A 21,570-nucleotide genomic window follows, 5' to 3' on the forward strand; every position below is an offset into this window, starting at 1 on the left:
GTCGCAGCTTAATCAAGAAAACGATGACTAAATTGTACGGCATTTATACACAACTGCTACAATGCACCTCTACAACGCTTAATTCGACCTTTATTACCCGCCGCGAGGGCTCATGGCCAAACCGCTATCGTCGCTTCCCGCCCATCACTCAGTCGCTATCATCGGCGCAGGCATCGCAGGTCTTGCCTGCGGGCAGGTACTGGCAAGTAATGGCGCCAGCGTCACCCTATTTGATAAAGCCCGCGGCCCCGGTGGGCGTATGTCGAGTAAACGCAGACCCAGCGCGACGCTTGATTTAGGCGCCCAGGCATTTAGCGTGCGCGACGCGGATTTTCAACGCGCCGTCGATGAGTGGCTAACCGCAGGCTGCCTAGCGGCCTGGCCCACATGTACCTATCAGGCTAGTTCACGCGGCTGGCAGGCGCACGACGATGGCCAAAAACGCTACACCGGCGCGCCCAGAATGAGCGCTTTGACGCGGCATATGGCGGATTCGCTAACGGCCATGCCCAATGCCGAGCTGCATACCGGCACACCCATCGTGGCGCTTGAGCACTCGCCCAACGGCTGGTTGCTATTAGCTGCTGACGAGACTCGCCACGGGCCTTATGACCAGATCGTGATTAGCGCCCCGCCGCCACAGGCCCATCCGCTGGTCAAACCATGGGACGATGCGCTGGCAGCGGCGTGTCTCAGCCAAGAACAGCGGGCGTGCTGGGCGGGATGGGCGATTTTTGACGGGCCGCTTCCGGCAATACCCGGCGTTGACCCGCAATGGCAGATGGCGCGTCTAGCCGACCCGCTCCGTAATCCGGTCCTTAATATCGTATCTCGTAATCAAACCAAACCTGGCCGCAGCGCTCAGCCTGAAAGCGTCAGTCTGCTGGCCCAGCTTGATTGGAGCGAGGCCCATTTAGAGCAGTCTGCAGACGCAGTGGCTAAGCAACTCTTAAGTGCATTTAAACGCATTTTGCCTTCATCAGCAGAGCTGCCTCCATTAGTTGAAATAGGCGCGCACCGCTGGCGCTATGCGCAGCCATCAACCCGCTGCGAGCATGATTACTTATACAGTGCGAACGGGTTAGCTCTGTGCGGCGACAGCTTTCGCGACGGACGCGTTGAGGATGCCTGGTTATCCGGCCACTGTTTAGGCGAGGCACTAATAGGCCGGTCGGTTCAATAAGCACGACGCTTTAATGATTAAGAAGGATTCTTATAAAGGTTGTACCGGGTAGCGACAAGTTGTACAAATGGGCATACAGTATCATGCTAATGTTCAGCTCTTTAATCAGGCAAACCTTCACATGGAACATGAATCACCTTCGCCGCGGCGAACACTGACACGCCCCCGCAGCGCCACGCTGCCGCTAACTAATTTGCGGCTAACCGGGAGGTACTGGCGCCCATGAGTCTTAAGGCGACCCACCCACCCGATACCCCACTCTATCCGATACGCGAGGTTTCTCGCTTAACAGGAGTCAACTCGGTCACCCTGCGCGCCTGGGAGCGACGCTATGGGCTAATTCGCCCTCAGCGCACGCCGAAAGGCCATCGTTTATATGCCCAGGACGACATCACCCGCATCGAACGCATTCTGCAGTGGCTCAATCGTGGTGTGCCGGTCAGTCAAGTCGCCGACTTGCTTGACCAGCCAGAAACAGTTGAGACGCCGACGCCGGATGCCGGTGACTGGGCGAGCCAGCGCCAGCAGTTGCAGGCCATCATCGAAGCCCTGGATCTGGCCAAACTGGAGGCATTTTATCACCAGAGTTTGGCCCTCTACCCGCTGAGCATTGCTATCAACGAGCTCTGGCAGCCGGTTATCTTAACCTTAGAGGCCAAGTGGGCCGTTCAGGCGGATCAGCTAGTTCGCCGTACCTTGGAAGCGTTTCTGCGCAGCCAGGTGGGCATTCGTTTGCACTACGCCAATCAGGCTACCCGGGGCCCGCTGATTCTGCTTAATGCCATGCCCGACGACCCTGGCCCGCTGTGGGTGTTGATGTCGGCGCTGATGGCTAGCGAACAGGGCTACCGGGTGCAGATGCTTGATCACTCACTGCCGCTGGAGGATCTTCCCCAGGCAGTGGCGCGGCTGCACTCATCGATGGTGCTGCTCTCTAGCGGCCAGCGCGAGAGCGACAGCTATATTCACCAAGCGCTTCCTAAAGCAGCCGAGGCACTTAACGTGCCCATCGGCGTATGCGGCGAAGTAGCGCGCCTGCGTGAAAGCGACCTGCGCGGTGGCCCGGTGCATATGCTGGGCGATGATCTGCCCCAGGCGATTGCCCGTTTGCGTCCGCTATTACGCGAGTCGGGCGTACTCTAGCCAGCACGCTTTTATCCTGGCCGTTCGCCCATGTGGCGACCGGCCATTTTTTTGTGCCGCAGGAGCCCCCTATGACAGGTGAGCCTATGAAACGTCAGTTGATATGGCTGCGCAGTGACCTGCGTATTGACGACAACAGCGCCCTCGCCGCCGCTGCGGCTAAGGGCCCTGTGATAGCGGTGTTTTTGCGCAGCAATGCCCAGTGGCAACAACATGGCCACGGCGCTAATAAGCTGGACTTTTGGGCACGCGGCGTTGCGAGCGTAAAAGCGGCGCTCAACGGCTTGAATATCCCGCTACTGCATCGCGATATTGAACGCTATGACCAAGCGCCCGAGGTACTGCTCGACATCGCTCGTGAATATGCCGTTGAGCAGTTGCACTTCAATTATGAATACGCACTCAATGAGCGCCACCGCGACCAGACGGTGCAGGACGCCTTTAAACGCGCCGGTATTGCCGCCCATGGTTACCACGACGCCGTAGCGTTTGCCCCTGGCAGCCTGCTAACCGGCAAAGGCGACTACTACGGGGTATTTACACCGTTTTCCAGAGCGTGGCACAAGCAGGTCAGCGCCGACCAACTGGCGCTGCGCGAGACACCAAAGGTGCAAGCGGCGCTGGCTATTAAAAGCGATCCGCTGCCTGAACTGCCCCAACTTGATAGCGCCCCTATCGATGGGCGGCTGTGGCCTGCCGGTGAAAATGCCGCGGCGGATAACCTGGCCCGCTTTCTGCGTTTTCGGGGCCGCCACTACAACGCCCAGCGCGACCTACCCAAGGTGCGCGGCACCAGCGAACTATCGCCCTATCTGGCACTAGGCATGATCTCCCATCGCCAGTGTCTGCAAGCGGTGATGGCTGAAAATGGCGGCCATGTGGCGGATGGCGATATCGGCCTTACCACCTGGGTCAACGAACTGGTGTGGCGGGAGTTTTATCAACACGTAGCGGTTGGCTTTCCCCGGGTGTGCCGCTACCAACCCTTTCAGGAACACACTAAGCAATTAGCCTGGCGCGACGATGAGGAGGGTTTTCAAGCTTGGTGCGAGGGGCGAACAGGCTACCCGATTGTCGATGCCGCTATGCGCCAGCTAGTGACGACCGGCTGGATGCACAACCGGCTGCGCATGATCACGGCGATGTTTTTAAGCAAGCACCTCCTGATTGATTGGCGGCGCGGCGAGGCTTTCTTTATGAAGCATTTGGTGGATGGTGAATTCTGCGCCAACAACGGCGGCTGGCAGTGGGCAGCCTCAACGGGTACCGATGCCGCCCCTTACTTTCGTATTTTCAACCCTACCACCCAGTCCACTCGCTTTGACGCTGAGGGTGAGTTTATTGCCCACTGGATTCCTGAGCTTGCTAAGCTGCCTGCCAAGGCGCGCCATGCGCCACCACAAGACCTACTCAGCGATATCGAATACCCGGCCCCCATTGTCGACCACAAGGCGGCACGCCAGCGCGCCTTAGAAGCGTTTAAATCACTGTCTAAATAAAACGCTGGTTAGCGACTGCATTACTGGATAAAGAAAGGAGACACGTCATGGCTGAGCCTGCGGCGTTGGAGGCGTTCTGCGCCTTTTTTAATAAACTAGACAACACCTGTACAGAAAAACTATACGAGGTATATACTGAAGATATTGTCTTTAGCGATCCGCTGCATAAGATTGAAGGCCGCGAGGCGTTAGCGCGCTATTTTTCAAGCATGTATGAAAATGTTGAGCAGTGCCAATTTAGCTACCACACACGTCAGCTTCAGAATAATCAGGCGTTTGTTACCTGGACCATGGTGTTCGTGCATCCAAAGCTGGCTGGCGGCCGTAGCATAGAAGTAGAGGGGTGCAGCGCATTGACGTTTGGCGAAGATGGAAGAGTCATGCGCCATCGCGACTACTTCGATGCCGGGGCTATGCTCTACGAACATTTGCCGTTGATGGGTAGCGTCATTCGCTGGTTAAAAAAACGCCTGGCCTAGCATAGCCGCACACGCTTTGTGTGCTGGTCAGGTGCAACAGAAAAGGGCTCGAGGAGAGGCTTGATGAGCACATGGAAAACGCCCCAACGCATCTGGTTAACCGGTGCCACATCCGGCATTGGCGAAGCGCTTGCGCGTAAGCTGATCGCCCAAGGCCACCAGGTGGTGCTCAGCGCACGCAACCCTGAGGCACTCGACGCACTGTGCCAGGGGCATCCCAACGCTCACCCTCTCCCGCTGGATATTAGTGACCGCCAAGCGGTGCTCAGGGCGGGCGACTCCCTCCGCAAGCTCTTAGGTGCGTTAGATTTGGCACTGTTTAACGCGGGCACCTGCGAATACCTTAACGCCCAGCAGTTCGATATGGATTTAGTTGAGCGGGTTTTTAAACCTAATCTATTCGGCACCTTGTACGGCGTCGAAGCCGCCCTACCGCTACTGCGTGCGGCGCGCCAAGAGGGCCTCCCTGCTCGGCTAGCCGCCACCTCCAGCGCTTCGGCCTACTTACCGCTTCCCCGAGCGGAAGCCTATGGGGCATCCAAAGCGGCCATTAGCTACTTTCTAGAATCCCTGCGTCTGGATTTAGACCAAGAAGGGATAGACGTCAGCCTGATCCACCCCGGCTTTGTAAAAACGCCGCTCACTGAGCGTAACGACTTCCCGATGCCCATGCAGGTCACCGCCGAGCAAGCAGCCGATGCCATTATCGCAGGCCTGGTAAAAGGAAAATTGGATATCCATTTCCCCCGCCGTTTTACCTACCTGGTCAAATTGCTGGGTATTTTGCCACCCGTTTTGCGCCGTCAGGTGGGTCTGCGCATGACGCGTGCCCAGAAGGAGTCATCATGAGTTCCCCGCTCTCGACAAACGCTGGGGCATCGCAGCGCATTGCCATTGTCGGCAGTGGGATTAGCGGCATGGCAGCAGGCTGGTATCTCTCTGCCCAGCATGAGGTCACGCTGTTTGAAGCGGATTCACGCCTGGGTGGTCACACTGCCACCATGGATGTGAACGTTGAGGGCCGGCCTTACGCGATTGATACCGGCTTTATTGTCTTTAACGACTGGACCTACCCGCACTTTCAGCGCCTGATGGCCACCCTGGGTGTCGCCTCACAAGCCACCGAAATGAGCTTCTCGGTACATGAAACAGCGCGGGATTTTGAGTACAACGGCCATACTTTGGGGTCGCTGTTTGCTCAGCGGCGCAACCTGATTAATCCCTCGTTCTATCGCCTGCTGGGCGACATCCTGCGCTTTAATAAGCAGGCCACGAAAGCGCTCGAGAGCGAGCAACTGCCTGCCCATATGACGTTGGGCGAGTATCTCGACCAGCATCACTACAACCGTGACTTTCAGCAGCGTTACTTACTGCCCATGGGGGCCGCCATTTGGTCGGCCAGCATCAGCGATCTACGCGCCTTCCCGCTGGCGTTTTTTGTGCGCTTTTTCCGTAATCACGGCCTGCTATCGGTCAACTACCGCCCCCAGTGGTACACCCTGGTGGGCGGTTCGAAAAGCTATATTCCCAGCCTAACGGCGCCCTATGCGTCGCGCATTCACCTCAATTCGCCGGTCAACCGGATCACCCGCGAAAGCACCGGCGTTGTGATCACCACGCCCTCCGGTTCCCAGCGCTTTGACCAAGTGGTGCTAGCCTGTCACGCCGACCAGGCACTGGCTATGCTGGGCGACGCCACCAGCGCCGAGCAGGAAATTCTTGGCGCCATGCCATACCAGGATAACGAGGTGGTGCTACACACCGACACCGCCCTGCTGCCGCGGCGCAAGCGTGCCTGGGCGAGCTGGAATTACCGCCTGGATCAGCGCGATAGCGAAGCACGGGTATCGGTCACTTACGCTATGAATATCCTTCAACGGATAGAGAGCGACACCACTTTTTGTGTGACCCTGAACGACAGCGCCAGCATCGATCCCAGCAAGGTGCTGGGCCGCTACACTTACGCACACCCCCAGTTCACCCTGGCTGGCCAAGCGGCTCAGGCACGACACGCCGACATTTCGTCTACGGCCCATCGCACCCACTTTTGCGGCGCCTATTGGCGTAACGGCTTCCACGAAGACGGCGTGTGGAGCGCGCTGCGAGTGGCCCAGGCACTGGGCTGTGATGAAGCTGCCCCGCCGCCTGCACAACCTTCCGCGCTGCCTGCCCATGAGTTGCTAACGCCCCAGGGCGTTGAGGGGCTGGGTTGATGACGGCAATGATGACTGAATTAACCACCCTACCGCGGTCGCGTATCTACCGCGGCACTCTGCGCCACCGGCGCTTTACGCCTAAATCCCACGCCTTTAGCTATCAGCTATGGATGGCGTGGCTGGACTTGGATGAACTGCCCGACTTGTTCGATAAGGTGCCCGGCTTTAGCGCCCGCCGCCCTGCGCTGGCGCGTTTTCGTCGCGAAGACTATCTGGGGCCGGTTGATCGCCCGCTGAAAACCGCCGTGCGCGAAGAGCTTATTCGTCAACTTGGCAACGCGCCTAATGGTCGTATCTGCGTGCTTACCCAGCTACGCACGCTGGGCTGCATGTTTAACCCTATTTCCGTCTACTACGCTTACGACCACCTGGGGCGACTGACAGCCGTATTAAGTGAGGTCACCAATATGCCCTGGCGTGAGCGTACGCGCTATGCCACCGCGGTGGATCCCTCACGGCATAGCCACCAAGCGCATTTCGATAAAAACCTCCACGTCTCGCCGTTTAACCCCATGGAGATGACTTACCGCTGGAAGTTTAATGCCCCCGGCGAAAAGCTCTTTCTGCATATGGAAAATTGGCAGGATCAGCAGTGCCATTTTGACGCCACGTTGACCCTTGACGCCTCACCCGCCACCCGCGGCGCGTTGCTAAAAGCCTTGGCTCGCCAGCCATGGATAAGCCTGAAAACCATTGCGGGTATTCATTTTGAAGCGCTTCGCCTGTGGCTTAAGCGCGTCCCCGTTTATAACCACCCCAAGCGCAAGGAGACTTCAAAGTGACGACCCTGCGTTCCACGCCCCCTAACCTTCAACCGGTTGCCGAAAGCCGCTTAACCAAGTGGCTAAAGCCACGCCTAATGGCCCAACTGGACACCTTTCGCGGCGGACGTATCACCCTGATTGAGGGCAATCAGTGTCATCACTTGGGTCAACAAGGCCCGCTGCAGGTGACCGTGGTGATACGCCACTCCCGCGCTTGGAAACGTCTCGCCTTTGGCGGCACGGTAGGAGCTGCCGAGTCGTATATGGACGGCGATTGGGACGCCGACGATCTGGTCGCCCTGGTACGGCTGTTCGCTGCCAACCTTGAGCATGTGAATGGAAAAATGGAGAACGGCAGCGCTCGCATTGCCCGCTGGCTGCTGGGTGCCGCCTACCGCTTTCAGCGCAACAGCCTAACGGGCTCGAAACGCAATATTGCCGCCCACTACGATATCGGCAACGATCTGTTTTCGACGTTTTTAGATCGCCACCACTGGATGTATTCAAGCGCCGTGTTTCCCTATCCCGAAGCCAGCTTGGAAGAGGCCTCTACCTACAAGCTCGACTTGATGCTGGAAAAGCTCGACGTGCAGCCCGAGCATCACCTGCTAGAGATTGGCACCGGCTGGGGTGGGCTGGCGATTCATGCCGCCAAAACCCGTGGCTGCCGCGTCACTACCACCACTATTTCCGATGAGCAGCACGCCCATACAGCAAAACGCATCATAGAAGAGGGGCTGGAGGACAGAATCACCCTGCTTAAGCAGGATTACCGGGAATTGACCGGACGCTATGACCGGCTAATTTCGGTGGAGATGATTGAGGCGGTGGGGCATCAGTATCTCGATACCTACCTCAACAAGCTGGATAGCCTGCTGACCGACGACGGGCAGGCCATGCTGCAAGCCATCACCATCCGCGATCAGCGCTTTGAAGAAGCCAAACGCGAGATGGATTTTATCAAACGCTACATTTTTCCAGGCGGCTTTCTGCCCTCGCACCACGCCATGTTAACCAGCGTTATGCGTAAAACGTCGTTGAACATCGTCGCGCTGGATGAAATTGGCCCGCATTACGCGCGCACATTACGCGAGTGGCGCCACCGCTTTGAAGCCAGCCTGGAGCAGGTGAGAGCACTGGGCTACGACGAGCGCTTTATTCGTATGTGGCGCTACTACCTGTGCTACTGCGAGGGCGGCTTTATCGAGCGCTCCATTGGCACCTGCCACTTACTGCTGGCTAAGCCGGCGGCTAAGCCCACTCCGCTCACTGGCGCGCTCTAAATGGTATCACCCAAGTGGCAGGCGCTGGTATTCAATGCGCTTCGTTTCGAAGCCGGTTGGCTATTGTGTGTCTTAGGCGGTTCGTGGGTTGCTGCGGTGGCTGGCAGCAGCTTGCTAGCCTGGCACCTATGGCGCTGTGCGCGGCCCGGTGAATGGCGGTTTATCGCCGGATTTGCCCTGCTAGGGTTGGTGATTGACGGTGGCTTGCAGCTATTAGGAGGCTTCCATTTTAATGATCAAACGTTGGTACTGGGGCTTTTGCCGCTGTGGCTGTGGATGCTTTGGCCACTGTTTGCCACCCTGGTCTACCACTCGCTTGCGTGGTTGTGGCGCTATCCACTGCTAGCCGCACTGTGCGGCGCCATTAGTGGCCCACTCTCCTATTACGGCGGCGCGCTACTCGCTGAGGTGACTCTTGCTGCCTGGTTACTGCCCGTCCAGGCGCTCATTTGGGCGCTGCTCTGTGTGGGGATTAGCCGTTTTTACCACGCCTGATTTCTTTCTATGAAGCAGAGGGAGCAATGACTGGCGTGGGAACCAAACGCTTCTCCAACTCAGCGGCGGCAAGAGGCCGGGCAAAGTAGAACCCCTGTACGGACGTGCACCCGGCATTCACCAAGAACTGACACTGCTCTTTGGTCTCCACTCCTTCAGCAATCACCCCTAGCCCCATACCTTCTGCCATTGCCAAGACAGCCCTAACGATGGAGGCATCCGCCTGATCATGCGGCAACTCTTTGATAAACGCGCGATCGAGTTTGACTTTGTCCACCGGCAAGCGCTTCAAGTAGCCGAGCGACGAGTAACCGGTACCAAAGTCGTCGATGGCAATCGCAAAGCCCTGGTCGCGCAGCGCCTGCAGGCGTGGCCCCATATCTCCCGCACGCTCGTCGAGTAGCACCGACTCCGTCAATTCCAAGCCGATTTGCGAAGGCTCCAACTGATAACGCTTCAGGCAGGTGGTCAGCTGACTCTCAAGATCGCCTTGAAACAGCTGTAGGGCCGAAATATTGACCCAAATTGTCAGTTTGGGCATGGCGCTATTACGCCAGTGCGCCTGCTGGGCACAGGCTTTTTCGATCACCCAGGCGCCTAGTTGACTCATTAGACCGTGCCGCTCGGCCAAGGGAATAAAGTCGCCGGGGGAAATCATCCCGTCCTTGGGGTGGCGCCAGCGTAGTAGCGCCTCCATACCGACCAGTTCGCCGCTGTCAGGTTCATGCTGGGTTTGATAGTGCAGCTCCAACTGGTCACCGGAAATAAGCGCAGCACGGAGATCATTGACCAGCGCCAGTTGAGGGTTATCCTGCTTATCCAGCGCTGGGCGAAAGCGTTGGCTTAAGTTACGCCCCAGCCGTTTGGCGCTGTAAAGCGCCGACTCTAAGCGCTGAAACAATACGCCTGAGTCGTTGCCATCTTCGGGCACGCGACAGCTGCCAATCGTCAGCCCTAAGCGTAGCGAGTGGTCGTTGATCTCAAATGGCCGACTCATATGTTCGCGCAGAGTGTCTATCCACTGATCATGGTCGTCAAAGGTGGTGGTGCGGATGACCATAAACTCGTCACCGCCCAGCCGCCCGACTACACTTCCTGCTACGTAGCCGGTAAGCCGCTGGGCAAAGCGCGCTAACAGGCGATCACCCTGCTCAACCCCCAGGCTATCGTTAACCGATTTCAACCCATCGATATCCACCAGCGCCATATCCAGGCTCTCCCCAGCGCGTAAATGGCGCAGCCGGGAGGCCAGCAGGTCGTGCAGGCGGCGACGATTAGGCAGCCCGGTAAGGGGATCTTCATAGCCGATCCGGCGCAGATCGCGCTCACGGGCTTTTTGTGCCGAAATATCGGTAAACAGATGAATAAAATGGGTAATATTGCCACGTTTATCGGTCACGGCGCGGACTTTTAGCCACTCAGGATACTCGTCGCCGTGTTTACGGCGGCTCCACAGTTCACCCTCCCAACGGCCGGTACTTTTCAGCGTGCTCCAAAACGTTTGATAGAAGGCTTTATCGTGGCGCTGGGCGGCCAGCGTCTCTAGTTTCAGCCCCTGAATCTCTTGGCTGGCATAGCCGGTAATCTCGGTAAATGCTGGATTAATCCCTATTACGCGATTCTGGGCATCGGTTATCACCATGGCATCGCTGGCGAGCCTCAACGTCTCTTGCGAAAGCCGAAGGCGCAGCCGCTGTTGACGCACTTGGTTCCAGGCATCCCACAGCCCAAGCGCGACCAGCGTGGCAGCTACCATGCGTAGCATCGCATCGGGAATCCAGACACAGGCAGGGAGCGCCGTCAGTGCGACCCAAACTAACGGACGATTGAGAGAAACAGGAAGCCACATGGCGATTCGCTATACCCTATACAAATTAACCTAGATAAAAATTAGCGTTAGGTGCCATGCTGATCATGCCGCCTAATAAGACATTTGAATACTCTATATTACGGCAATGGAACATTTATTGTGCATAATCGGCAGTTGTTGACCTATGCTGCCCATTTTAGTGCTATCGGCCAAACCGCTAAAATCTCCAGTGATGGGCGTTAAAAAGCCAGTTACGTGCATTCAGCGGTTTCGGGAAGTAGACTAGCAGCACAACCTATTTGATATTCGGAACGATTCAGTGACCAAGCAACACTCCTTTGATCGCGAAGAACTGCTGGCCTGCTCCCGCGGCGAGCTATTCGGCCCCGGCAATGCACAGCTCCCGGCCCCCAACATGCTAATGCTTGATCGCATCAAGCACATCCATGAGGAAGGCGGTGAGCATGGCAAAGGCGAACTGATCGCCGAGCTGGATATCACGCCTGACCTGTGGTTCTTTGACTGCCATTTTCCCGGCGACCCCGTTATGCCTGGCTGTTTAGGACTAGATGCCATGTGGCAGCTAGTCGGGTTTTATTTGGGCTGGCTGGGCCATCCAGGTCGCGGACGTGCGCTTGGCTGCGGTGAAGTTAAATTCAGCGGCCAGATTCTGCCAGATGCACAAAAAGTGACCTATAGCATTAATATTAAGCGTATTATTACCCGACGTCTTATCTTGGGTATCGCCGACGGCACGGTAACCGTTGACGGGCGCGACATCTATCAGGCTAATGATCTGCGCGTTGGCCTATTTACCTCCACTGCGAATTTCTGAACAGGAGGCTCCCATGCGACGAGTGGTAGTCACCGGCCTTGGCATCGTATCGTGCCTTGGCAACGACCAACGACAGGTCCTGGACGCGCTCAAAACTGGGCGTAGCGGTATTCGTTTTAAGGAAGAGTATGCCGAGCGTGGCTTCCGTAGCCATGTGGCAGGCAGCGTCGATATTGATCTTGACGCACTCATCGACCGCAAACTGCGCCGTTTTATGGGCGATGCAGCGGCCTATGCCTATGTCTCTATGGCCCAGGCCATCGAAGACGCGGGGCTAAGCGAAGAGCAGGTATCCAACGAACGTACTGGTCTTATTGCCGGCTCCGGCGGTGCTTCAAGCGCTAACCAGGTTGAAGCTGCCGATGTACTGCGTGACAAAGGCCTGCGCCGCGTTGGCCCTTACCGCGTTACCCGGACAATGGGCAGCACCGTTTCAGCCTGCTTGGCTACGCCGTTTAAAATCAAAGGCGTCAATTACTCTATCTCTTCTGCCTGTGCGACCTCCGCACACTGTATTGGCAGCGCCATGGAGCAAATTCAGCTTAATAAGCAGGATGTGGTGTTTGCCGGTGGTGGTGAAGAGGAGCACTGGACGCTCTCCTGCCTGTTTGATGCCATGGGCGCGCTCTCTACCCACTACAACGACACCCCTGAGCAGGCTTCACGCCCTTATGACCAGGCCCGCGACGGCTTCGTTATCGCCGGTGGCGGTGGCATGCTGGTGTTAGAAGAGCTTGAACACGCTAAAGCCCGCGGCGCCAAGATCTACGGCGAACTGGTGGGTTACGGCGCCACCTCTGACGGCCATGATATGGTCGCTCCTTCGGGCGAAGGGGCGATGCGCTGCATGCGCCAAGCGATGGCCACAGTCGATGGGGCCATTGATTATATCAATACCCACGGCACCTCGACGCCCGTCGGCGATGTTGCCGAGCTGAAAGCCATACGCGAAGTGTTTGGTAATACAACGCCCGCCATGAGCTCAACCAAATCGCTCACCGGTCACTCCCTGGGCGCTACCGGCGTTCAGGAGGCGATTTATTCGCTGCTGATGATGCAACACAACTTTGTCGCCGCATCGGCGAATATCACCGACTTGGATGAGCAGGCCGACGGCTTTGATATCGTCACCGAATGTCGCGATGGCGTGACGATAGAGCGTGCCTTGTCGAATAGCTTCGGCTTTGGCGGCACCAATGCGTGTTTAGTCTTCCAGCGTTTCAACAGCTAACGCTATTACGACGACTCGCATGATAAGCATAAGAACGGCGCCCATTGGGCGCCGTTTTTATGCTCAGGCTTTTATGTAGAGGCGTGACGTATACACAAAAGACGGTTACCGAGAGGTAGGCCGTGGCACGTCTGAAATTTCCTGTAACTGTGCCTCAATCCACGCCTCGACGTCTGCGAGCACTTCATCGGGCATACGCCCGGCTGTTTCAATCGGCTTACCAATGCGCACACGCAGTACGCCTGGCCGCTTAACCCAGTGGCGCCCTGGCCAGCGCTCGCCCGCATTATGAGCCACCGGCAATACCGGCACTCCGGCGCGACACGCCACCACGCTGCCGCTTTTGTTATAGCGCTTGCGGATGCCTGGATCTACCCGCGTCCCTTCAGGAAAAATCAGTACTGAAAGCCCCGTGCCCAAACGCTCGACGCCTTGAGTAAGCACTTGCTTCATCGCCCGCGCCGGTTTCGAGCGATCCAGGCTGATCGGGCGAAGCAGACGCAACCCCCAACCAAAGATCGGTAGGCGCAGTAATTCGCGTTTCAACACGGTACACACCGGCGGCTTCATTACCTGTAAAAACACAGTTTCCCATTCACATTGATGATTAGCCTGGATCACGCAGGGGCCACTAGGCAGGTTTTCCCGCCCCTGGATGTCATAGCGTACATCACAGGCAATCCGAAACCACACCATTAAAAAATGGTTATATAAGTTCAGTAAGCGGTAGCGGCCAGACAGCGGAAGAAACGGTGCAATAGGCAAAAACAAAATGCCAATCATTAGCAAAGCAAGAAAGTAGCCGGCATAAAAAAACAAGCTGCGCACCACATTTATCAAGCCGACGCTCCTGTATCACTGATACGGTTATTTTCACGGATCATACACCACGCATCCAGCATACGCCCCGCCTCTAACCGCCAAGGCTTCTGATGAACGCCAAACACATCCAGCACACGGCGACAGTTTAAGACGCGCCGTAGCTTAGCATCATGGTGGTGTTTAAGCGGCTGAACTTCGCCGAGGGAAATCTGTTCACCGCGCCCCTCAAGGTGCGTTAACAGCTGAGTACGCACCATAGAAGTAAAGGTGAAGGCACTAACCGGTTCGGTGCCCGCAAGATGATAAGCCCCCCAGGCCTCAGCCCCGCTGACCTGCTGCTGTAGCATGCCAATCAACGCCATGGCGACGGCATCTGCAGAGGTAGGGCAAAAAATCACGTCTTCCGCGGCACGCACCGCCTGCCCAGCCACTAGACTATCGATGATTTCATTTAACCACGCATGACTGCCTTCAAGCGCAAACAGCGGACCTAGGCGCACAATCAAATGGCGCTGAAAACCCGCACGGATACGATCGCCGGTTTGTACCAGACGGCGCAAGCTATCATCTCGCGGTGCGGGCACCACATGCTCATCAATGGGAACTTCCAAGCCGTCTTCGTAAAGCTGATCAGAGACACACCATACCAACGCCACGTCTTGCGATTGACAGGCATCCAGGCAGCTATCTACCGCATCGGCATGGGCCGTCACATCCGCTGGCGCCATGTTCAGTGGGTGAGCCAACGGCGGGATAATCACGGCGTCGGGGGCTATCGCCTCAAGCCGCGCTGGCGTGATGGTCGTCCCTTGCTCTATGACTAACTCTGTATCGGCGCGGCGGCTTGCTTCCCGGGCCAGTGCCAAGCTTAAGCAGTGTCCAGCATCCAGTATTAGCAGCTTCAAGACACCTCTCCCTTATCACGCTCACTTCCATGCAGCGCTACGAATAGCACGCTCAGAACGGAATCTCGTCGTCAAAATCATCGAAGTTACCCGGATCCGGGGCGCCGTAGCTGTTGTTTTGCTGGTTAGGCGGTGGCGGTTGATTGCCCTGCTGCTGGGGCGGCGCTGGCTGCGCGGGCCGTGGCGGCTGCTGTGGACTCTGCCCGCCGGGGTAATTATTACCGCCTTGGGGCGCACCACCCTGCGGGGGATAGCCACCTTGGTGATTAGCAGCAGGGCTACTCTGAGCCGGTGCGTTTTGGGGTGCGTTCTGGGGATAGTTATTTTGCGGGGCGCCGCCGCCCTGATAATCACCGCTACGACCATCCAGCATCTGCATATCGTTGGCGACGATTTCCGTCGAGTAGCGATCCTGACCGTTCTGGTCTTGCCACTTACGGGTTTGCAGGCGCCCTTCAATATAGACCTTGGAGCCTTTCTTCAGGTACTGCTGGGCGATTTCGGCGGTTTTATTGAACATCACCACCCGGTGCCACTCGGTACGCTCCTGGCGCTGACCGCTCTGACGATCCATCCAGGTATCGGTGGTGGCCAGGTTTAGGTTGGCCACGGCGGTGCCGCTGGGGGTGAAACGCACCTCTGGATCCTGCCCGAGATTGCCAATCAAAATGACCTTGTTAATGCCGCGAGCCATAAGACGCTCCTTTAATAGCTGCCTAGTAGAGTTTATTGCCAACCGCCGTCACACTTTATCGCCACGGCTGGATTAAGATTTTGGAGGTGCCATCAGCCTGTTCAAGGCCGCCTGGTCAAGCCGCTTTCGATTGACCTTTAAATAGACCAAACGCTCTTCCGGCACCACCATGACGTCTTCGACGCCGACCACATCGGCTAAGTGCTCCATCAACAGGTCAAGCGCGTCTGCCTGGGTCTCGTGCAGCGCCACCACTTCGCTGGAGAGCGGCGGTGGTGAGGGCATCCGCCACATAGCAATCCACCAGCATAGCGCAAACCCAGCACAGCCAATAAAGACCGCGTTGAGGCCGCCATAATGCGCCAGCAAACCACCTAATGTACCGCCTAGAAAAGCGCCTAAAAACTGGCTGGTGGAGTAGACCCCCATGGCGGTACCTTTGGCCCCTGCCGGGGCCAGCTTGCTGAGCATGGAAGGTAGCGTCGCTTCCAGCAAGTTAAAGCCGGTGAAGAACACAAACAGCCATACAAACAGCCAGTAGCTTGGCGAGAGAGGCACCCCTAGCCCGGCCAGACTAATCACAATAGCGCCGATCGCCATCAGGCACATCAAGCGCATCCGCTGTCGCTTCTCGGCCACAATAATCAGCGGCACCATGGCTACAAACGATAGCGCCATAATGCCAAGATATGCTAGGCCATGATACTCAATCGCTACTCCGGCGTTTAGCAGGCGAAAAGGAACCGCAACAAATATCGCCATCAGCACTAAGTGCAAGGCAAAAATCGACACGTCCAGCCGCCATAAATCGGGGCGGGTGATGACGCTTTTAAACTGCTGACGATCCATGCCCACATCGCGGTGGCGTCGCCGCCGCGGCGCAGCAGGCACCCAGTGCCATAGCACTAACAGGCCTACTAGCGTGAGCAGTGTGGTAAACCAAAACACCCCGGCAAGCCCCGCCCAGGAAGCAAGCCATGGGCCCAGCACCATGGCAATGGCGAACGACACGCCAATAGAGAGGCCGATGGTTGCCATGGCGGCAGTACGGATTTCCTCACGGGTTTGATCCGCCAGCAGCGCCATAATGGCCGCGGCCACAGCACCGCCGCCCTGCAGCGCCCGCCCGGCAATAATGCCCATAATGGTATCTGAGAGCGCCGCGACCATGCTGCCGAGAGCAAATATCACCAGCCCCATGGCAATCACCTGCTTACGGCCAATGCGGTCAGAGAGTAACCCAAACGGAATTTGCAGCGTTGCCTGGGTTAAACCATAAATGCCCAGCGCCACGCCCACCAGTAGCGGGGTCGCGCCCGTAAGGGTGTCGGCATACAGCGCCAACACCGGCAGCACCATAAACAGGCCCAACATGCGCGATGCATAAAGCCCGGCCAGGCCACTGATCGCACGACGTTCAGAGGCCAGCAATAGTGCGGAAACCTTGCGCATAATGCCCTTTTATATGGTGGTTAAACATGGGATGAGTCAGCGTGGATTGTGACAATCCCCTATTCTAGCGGTTTGGGCTGGCGCTGGAAACGTCGCGAGATGCCGCAGGTTATCTTGGGTTATGAAAGCTGTTTTGCCGGGAGGGTGCCGACAAACGTATAATCACGCTTTTGCCGCGCGATTCGAGGTGTTGATGGACAGCATTCTGGTCAGGGGTGCCCGCACCCACAACCTCAAGCAGATCGATGTGGAGCTGCCCCGTAACAAGCTGATTGTGATTACCGGCCTCTCCGGCTCGGGCAAATCGTCGTTAGCGTTCGACACCCTTTACGCCGAGGGGCAGCGCCGCTACGTGGAATCGCTCTCCACCTATGCGCGCCAGTTTCTGTCGATGATGGAAAAGCCCGATGTGGATCACATCGAAGGGCTGTCACCTGCGATCTCTATTGAGCAGAAGTCCACCTCCCACAACCCGCGCTCGACCGTGGGCACCATCACCGAAATTTACGACTACCTGCGCCTGCTGTTTGCCCGTGCGGGCACACCCCGCTGCCCGGAACACGGCGAAGACCTGGAAGCCCAGACGATCTCACAGATGGTCGACCAGGTCATGAACCTCGCCGAAGGCACCAAGTTAATGCTGCTGGCGCCGGTGGTCAAAGGCCGCAAAGGTGAACATTTACAGTTATTAGCCGAGCTGCGTGCCCAGGGCTTCGTGCGCGCCCTGGTCGACGGTCAGGTGCTGGAGCTGGACGACATTGCCCCACTGGATAAGCGCAAAAAGCACGACATCAGCGTGGTGGTCGACCGTTTCAAGGTGCGTGATGATCTCGCCCAACGCCTGGCGGAGTCCTTTGAAACCGCACTGAACCTCGCCGATGGCACCGCCATGATTCACTTTATGGACGGTGAGCGCGAAGACATTGCCTTTTCATCGCGCTTTGCCTGCCCGGTGTGCGGCTACTCCCTGGCAGAGCTTGAGCCGCGGATGTTCTCGTTCAATAACCCGGCGGGCGCCTGCCCCACCTGCGATGGCTTGGGCGTACAACAGTACTTCGACCCCGATAAGCTGATCAGCCACCCGGAACTCTCGCTGGCCGAAGGCGTAATAAAAGGCTGGGATCGGCGCAATATTTACTACTTTACCCAGCTCCAGGCGCTGGCCAAGCACTACGGCTTTGAGCTGGAAACACCCTGGCAAGAGCTCGCCCACCACCAGCAGGAGGTTATCCTAAACGGTAGCGGTGATGAGCAGATTCCGTTTGTCTATGTGGGCGATCGGGGCCGTAAAGTGACTCGCGAGCACGCCTTCGAAGGCGTGCTGCCCAATATGCAGCGCCGCTATCGGGAAACCGAATCCAACATGGTGCGCGATGACTTGGTCAAGTACATCGCGGTGCAGCCTTGTGCCACTTGTAACGGCTCACGACTGCGTAAAGAGTCGCGCCATGTCTATGTGGACGATCACAATATCGCCGAGATTGTGCGTTTCCCGATTGGTGAAGCGTGGCGCTATTTTGCCGATCTAAGCCTGCCCGGCCGCAAGGGTGAGATCGCCGATAAAATCGTCCATGAGATCCATGCGCGGCTGGAGTTTTTGGTTAACGTCGGTTTGGACTATCTCAATCTGGAGCGCAGCGCCGATACCCTTTCCGGCGGTGAAGCCCAGCGTATCCGCTTAGCCAGCCAGATTGGCGCAGGCCTGGTTGGGGTGATGTATATTCTTGATGAGCCCTCAATTGGCTTGCACCAGCGCGACAATGACCGGCTGCTGAAAACCCTGGAGCGACTGCGCGACTTGGGCAATACCGTGATCGTGGTAGAGCACGACGAAGACGCCATTCGCGCCGCCGATCACGTGCTGGATATCGGCCCCGGTGCCGGCGTTCACGGTGGAGAGATTGTCGCTCAAGGCACGCCCCAGGACGTGATGGACAACCCCAACTCGCTGACCGGTCAATATCTTTCGGGTACCCGGGAAATTGCGGTGCCCCCCTACCGCATTCCCGGCAATCCAGAAAAACAGCTGATTGTGCGTGGGGCTACCGGCAACAACCTGCAAAACGTAACGCTGAGCCTGCCGCTGGGGCTGTTTATTGCCATTACCGGGGTTTCGGGCTCGGGTAAATCGACGCTGATCAACGGCACCTTGATGCCGATTGCCGCGCGCGAATTAAACCGCGCCACCACGCTGACCGCCGCACCCTATGAGAAGATCGAAGGGCTCGACCAACTCGATAAAGTCATCGATATTGATCAGAGCCCGATTGGTCGCACGCCGCGCTCCAACCCGGCCACCTATACGGGCATTTTCACCCCCATTCGCGAGCTGTTTGCGGGCACGCAAGAAGCCCGTTCACGGGGCTATAAGCCGGGTCGTTTCAGCTTCAACGTCAAGGGTGGGCGCTGCGAGGCGTGCCAGGGCGAAGGCATGATAAAGGTGGAGATGCACTTCCTGCCCGATATCTACGTGCCCTGCGACGTGTGTAAGGGCAAGCGCTATAACCGCGAAACCCTGGACATTCATTACAAGGGTAAAACCATCCACGAAGTGCTGGCCATGACGGTGGAAGATGCGCTGGAGTTCTTTAGCCCGGTACCGGCGATTGCCCGTCGCTTGCAAACCTTGCTCGATGTGGGGCTCTCCTATATCCGCCTGGGTCAAAGCGCAACCACCCTTTCAGGCGGGGAAGCCCAGCGGGTCAAGCTTGCTCGTGAATTGGCCAAACGCGATACCGGTAAGACGCTGTATATTCTTGATGAGCCGACCACCGGGCTGCACTTTGAGGATATCCGCCAGCTGCTGACGGTACTCCACCGTCTGCGCGATCACGGCAATACCATCGTGGTGATCGAGCACAACCTGGATGTGATCAAAACCGCCGACTGGATTGTCGATCTTGGTCCCGAAGGGGGGTCAGGTGGCGGGCAGATCATCGCCGAGGGCACGCCGGAACAGCTCGCCAAACAGGACGTTTCGCATACTGGCCGCTTCTTAGCGCCGCTGCTCGCACGTGGCAAGCGTGCAACGAAGCGTTGACGCTGGTTTTCGAGGGGTGAGCAGCGCTCACCCCAGGCTAAATAGGTACGCTAGTTAGCCTATTTGGGCGACGCAGTAGATGGCCACATCGTTTATAGTGGCAGGCAGATAATCGTTAGCAGTATTATCCAATCCTGTGCTGGAGGTAGTCGTCGTGGGTCAGGAAAACAGCTGTATTATTAAGCACTTCAATCACTACTGCTCATTAAGCGATGATGAGAAGGGATTGCTCATGGCGCTAGAGGAGAGCCCAACCCATATTAAGTCGGGCACGCTACTCTGGGAGATGGGCGATGCGGCCAATGAGTTTTGCACGCTAAAAAGTGGCTGGGCTTACTCCTACCGTCACTTAGAGAATGGTGACCGACAGATTCTCGAAGTGTTTTTGCCGGGCGATATCATCGGGTTGCGCGAGTTTGCCTTCTCGCAGCGGCTTGAAAATGTGCGCATGATTGATGATGGCGTGATTTGTCATTTCCCGCATAAACGTATGCTGGAAATATTTCGCCAGTCGCTGCCCCTCACCTCGGTCATGTTTGCCATTGGCAGCCGTCAGCAGGCGCTGCTCACTGAGCGCCTCGTCACCCTGGCCAGACGCAGTGCCCGTAAGAAAATGGCACATTTTCTGTATGAAATGTATTTAAGGCTGCGCCAAACCAACCCGGATATTAGCAACCAGTTCCGCCTGCCGCTCTCACAGGAACAGTTAGCCGATGTGCTCGGGCTAAGCCCGGTACACGTTAGCCGCACCTTTACGGCGCTTAGTGAAGACGGCCTGGTATTTCGCGACCGCCACCATGTCACCATTCCAGACTTACCAGCGCTTTGTGCTGAAGGTGAATTCGATGATTGCTATCTCACCGACAACGTCAGGCCACTGCTAGGCGATTCCGCCTAACAAACTAGCCACACTTGGACCAGCCGCAGCCGGCATAGCAGGTCGGACAGCCATCCATCATGATCAGCTCGCCGCGGCACTCGGGGCAGTTACCCACTATGGCGGGGCCACTGCCTTCAGGCTTTTTTCCCGCGGCCCCCGCTCCACCAATCGGCTCAATCGCCCCCTGTTCGACTGAATCCACTTCTGCGCTCTCTTCCGGCTGCCAGGCATGACCATGCTGCATACGGTGAGCATAGCGCTCCACCAGCTGTTCAACCGGCACTTGGTTACCGTCCCTATCCAGAAAGCCGCGGCGATAGAGAATCTGCTGAATCGACCAGGCAATCGCCGCCACTTCCGAATCGTGGAACATCGGCTTGTTCCAGCGATTCATGCCACAGCGCACCAAACCTTTGTCCCAGGCTACTTTACGTAGATCCGCCACCGCCTGGGTAACGTAACCACCACGCGCCGCCAACGACAGGCTGCGCATGGTCGCGGTGATCCACTGGTGCTCGCTGGAGAGCTGCCCTGACGGGAAAAAGAACTCTACTGGCCGCTCAATCACCACGCGCTTGCCGCCAATCACACCTTCCACCGGCATAAACGACACTAGCAGATAGACTTTCTTGCGCCCCTCCGCGCCTACGTATGAAATCTTTTCCGACACCGCCTCTAAGGTGCCTTCCGGACGGGAAGGAATACGCACCGTTAGCGGATCTTCATCCAGGAGTTCAGGAGCGGGCGCGGCCTGTTCCTGCTGCTTGATACGGTAACCAACAATTTTCGAGGTAATTTCAACAGCCATGGGAATATATCTCCGTTTAGCAAAGGTGTGC

General features: G+C 57.2%; 19 protein-coding genes. 13 read left to right on the forward strand and 6 right to left on the reverse strand.

Features of this window, described 5'->3' with window-relative positions:
• Positions 1-112: 112 nt before the first annotated feature.
• The 9 genes from ACT3UM_RS03345 to ACT3UM_RS03385 all read left to right on the forward strand — a co-directional run bounded on the left by ACT3UM_RS03345 (position 113) and on the right by ACT3UM_RS03385 (position 9,062).
• The gene (locus tag ACT3UM_RS03345) at positions 113-1,183 is read left to right on the forward strand and encodes an NAD(P)/FAD-dependent oxidoreductase (protein ID WP_498896081.1); all 1,071 of its coding nucleotides are present in this window, start codon (positions 113-115) and stop codon (positions 1,181-1,183) included.
• A gap of 222 nt (positions 1,184-1,405) precedes the next feature.
• Positions 1,406-2,326, forward strand: a complete 921-nt coding sequence (locus tag ACT3UM_RS03350; protein WP_498896083.1) for a MerR family transcriptional regulator — start codon at positions 1,406-1,408, stop codon at positions 2,324-2,326.
• Positions 2,327-2,412: 86 nt separating this feature from the next.
• Positions 2,413-3,825: a deoxyribodipyrimidine photo-lyase gene (phrB, locus tag ACT3UM_RS03355; RefSeq protein WP_498896235.1), complete on the forward strand. Its 1,413-nt coding sequence runs from the start codon at positions 2,413-2,415 to the stop codon at positions 3,823-3,825.
• Positions 3,826-3,872: 47 nt separating this feature from the next.
• Positions 3,873-4,304 (forward strand): nuclear transport factor 2 family protein, encoded by a 432-nt coding sequence (locus tag ACT3UM_RS03360; protein WP_498896085.1) that lies wholly within the window; start codon positions 3,873-3,875, stop codon positions 4,302-4,304.
• Positions 4,305-4,367: 63 nt separating this feature from the next.
• Positions 4,368-5,153 carry an SDR family NAD(P)-dependent oxidoreductase gene (locus ACT3UM_RS03365; RefSeq protein WP_498896087.1) on the forward strand — a complete coding sequence of 262 codons (786 nt, stop codon included), beginning with the start codon at positions 4,368-4,370 and terminating at the stop codon, positions 5,151-5,153.
• Positions 5,150-6,517 (forward strand): NAD(P)/FAD-dependent oxidoreductase, encoded by a 1,368-nt coding sequence (locus tag ACT3UM_RS03370; RefSeq protein ID WP_498896089.1) that lies wholly within the window; start codon positions 5,150-5,152, stop codon positions 6,515-6,517. Before ACT3UM_RS03365 ends, ACT3UM_RS03370 begins: the two co-directional genes overlap by 4 nt.
• Positions 6,517-7,302 (forward strand): DUF1365 domain-containing protein, encoded by a 786-nt coding sequence (locus tag ACT3UM_RS03375; RefSeq protein WP_498896091.1) that lies wholly within the window; start codon positions 6,517-6,519, stop codon positions 7,300-7,302. Before ACT3UM_RS03370 ends, ACT3UM_RS03375 begins: the two co-directional genes overlap by 1 nt.
• Positions 7,299-8,567 carry a class I SAM-dependent methyltransferase gene (locus tag ACT3UM_RS03380; RefSeq protein ID WP_498896092.1) on the forward strand — a complete coding sequence of 423 codons (1,269 nt, stop codon included), beginning with the start codon at positions 7,299-7,301 and terminating at the stop codon, positions 8,565-8,567. The genes ACT3UM_RS03375 and ACT3UM_RS03380 overlap by 4 nt, the downstream gene beginning before the upstream one ends.
• The gene (locus tag ACT3UM_RS03385; RefSeq protein WP_498896094.1) at positions 8,568-9,062 is read left to right on the forward strand and encodes a DUF2878 domain-containing protein; all 495 of its coding nucleotides are present in this window, start codon (positions 8,568-8,570) and stop codon (positions 9,060-9,062) included.
• 7 nt (positions 9,063-9,069) lie between these two features.
• Here ACT3UM_RS03385 and ACT3UM_RS03390 read toward each other — a convergent pair whose 3' ends face one another.
• A complete protein-coding gene (locus tag ACT3UM_RS03390; protein ID WP_498896096.1) occupies positions 9,070-10,911 on the reverse strand; it encodes a putative bifunctional diguanylate cyclase/phosphodiesterase in 1,842 nt (613 codons plus the stop codon).
• A gap of 280 nt (positions 10,912-11,191) precedes the next feature.
• Between ACT3UM_RS03390 and fabA the strand changes: the two genes are divergently transcribed.
• Both fabA and fabB read left to right on the forward strand, forming a co-directional pair.
• Positions 11,192-11,707: a 3-hydroxyacyl-[acyl-carrier-protein] dehydratase FabA gene (gene fabA / locus ACT3UM_RS03395; RefSeq protein ID WP_022520895.1), complete on the forward strand. Its 516-nt coding sequence runs from the start codon at positions 11,192-11,194 to the stop codon at positions 11,705-11,707.
• A gap of 13 nt (positions 11,708-11,720) precedes the next feature.
• Entirely contained in the window at positions 11,721-12,938 is a 1,218-nt protein-coding gene (gene fabB / locus ACT3UM_RS03400; RefSeq protein ID WP_498896099.1) for a beta-ketoacyl-ACP synthase I, read from the forward strand.
• 105 nt (positions 12,939-13,043) lie between these two features.
• Here fabB and ACT3UM_RS03405 read toward each other — a convergent pair whose 3' ends face one another.
• The 4 genes from ACT3UM_RS03405 to ACT3UM_RS03420 form a co-directional block, all read right to left on the reverse strand.
• Complete coding sequence (locus ACT3UM_RS03405; RefSeq protein ID WP_498896101.1) at positions 13,044-13,778, reverse strand: lysophospholipid acyltransferase family protein; 735 nt, start codon at positions 13,776-13,778, stop codon at positions 13,044-13,046.
• Complete coding sequence (locus tag ACT3UM_RS03410) at positions 13,775-14,665, reverse strand: sugar nucleotide-binding protein (RefSeq protein WP_498896103.1); 891 nt, start codon at positions 14,663-14,665, stop codon at positions 13,775-13,777. The genes ACT3UM_RS03405 and ACT3UM_RS03410 overlap by 4 nt, the downstream gene beginning before the upstream one ends.
• A gap of 52 nt (positions 14,666-14,717) precedes the next feature.
• Positions 14,718-15,359: a single-stranded DNA-binding protein gene (locus ACT3UM_RS03415; protein WP_498896105.1), complete on the reverse strand. Its 642-nt coding sequence runs from the start codon at positions 15,357-15,359 to the stop codon at positions 14,718-14,720.
• 72 nt (positions 15,360-15,431) lie between these two features.
• Positions 15,432-16,811: an MFS transporter gene (locus ACT3UM_RS03420; RefSeq protein WP_498896107.1), complete on the reverse strand. Its 1,380-nt coding sequence runs from the start codon at positions 16,809-16,811 to the stop codon at positions 15,432-15,434.
• 193 nt (positions 16,812-17,004) lie between these two features.
• Here ACT3UM_RS03420 and uvrA point away from each other — a divergent pair, with 193 nt between their 5' ends.
• A complete protein-coding gene (uvrA, locus tag ACT3UM_RS03425; protein ID WP_498896109.1) occupies positions 17,005-19,851 on the forward strand; it encodes an excinuclease ABC subunit UvrA in 2,847 nt (948 codons plus the stop codon).
• A gap of 154 nt (positions 19,852-20,005) precedes the next feature.
• The gene (locus tag ACT3UM_RS03430) at positions 20,006-20,749 is read left to right on the forward strand and encodes a Crp/Fnr family transcriptional regulator (RefSeq protein WP_498896111.1); all 744 of its coding nucleotides are present in this window, start codon (positions 20,006-20,008) and stop codon (positions 20,747-20,749) included.
• A gap of 4 nt (positions 20,750-20,753) precedes the next feature.
• Here ACT3UM_RS03430 and ACT3UM_RS03435 read toward each other — a convergent pair whose 3' ends face one another.
• A complete protein-coding gene (locus tag ACT3UM_RS03435) occupies positions 20,754-21,539 on the reverse strand; it encodes a ribonucleoside-diphosphate reductase (protein WP_498896113.1) in 786 nt (261 codons plus the stop codon).
• Positions 21,540-21,570: the final 31 nt, after the last annotated feature.

The organism is Halomonas sp. AOP13-D3-9 (assembly GCF_052379125.1).
GTDB lineage: Bacteria > Pseudomonadota > Gammaproteobacteria > Pseudomonadales > Halomonadaceae > Vreelandella.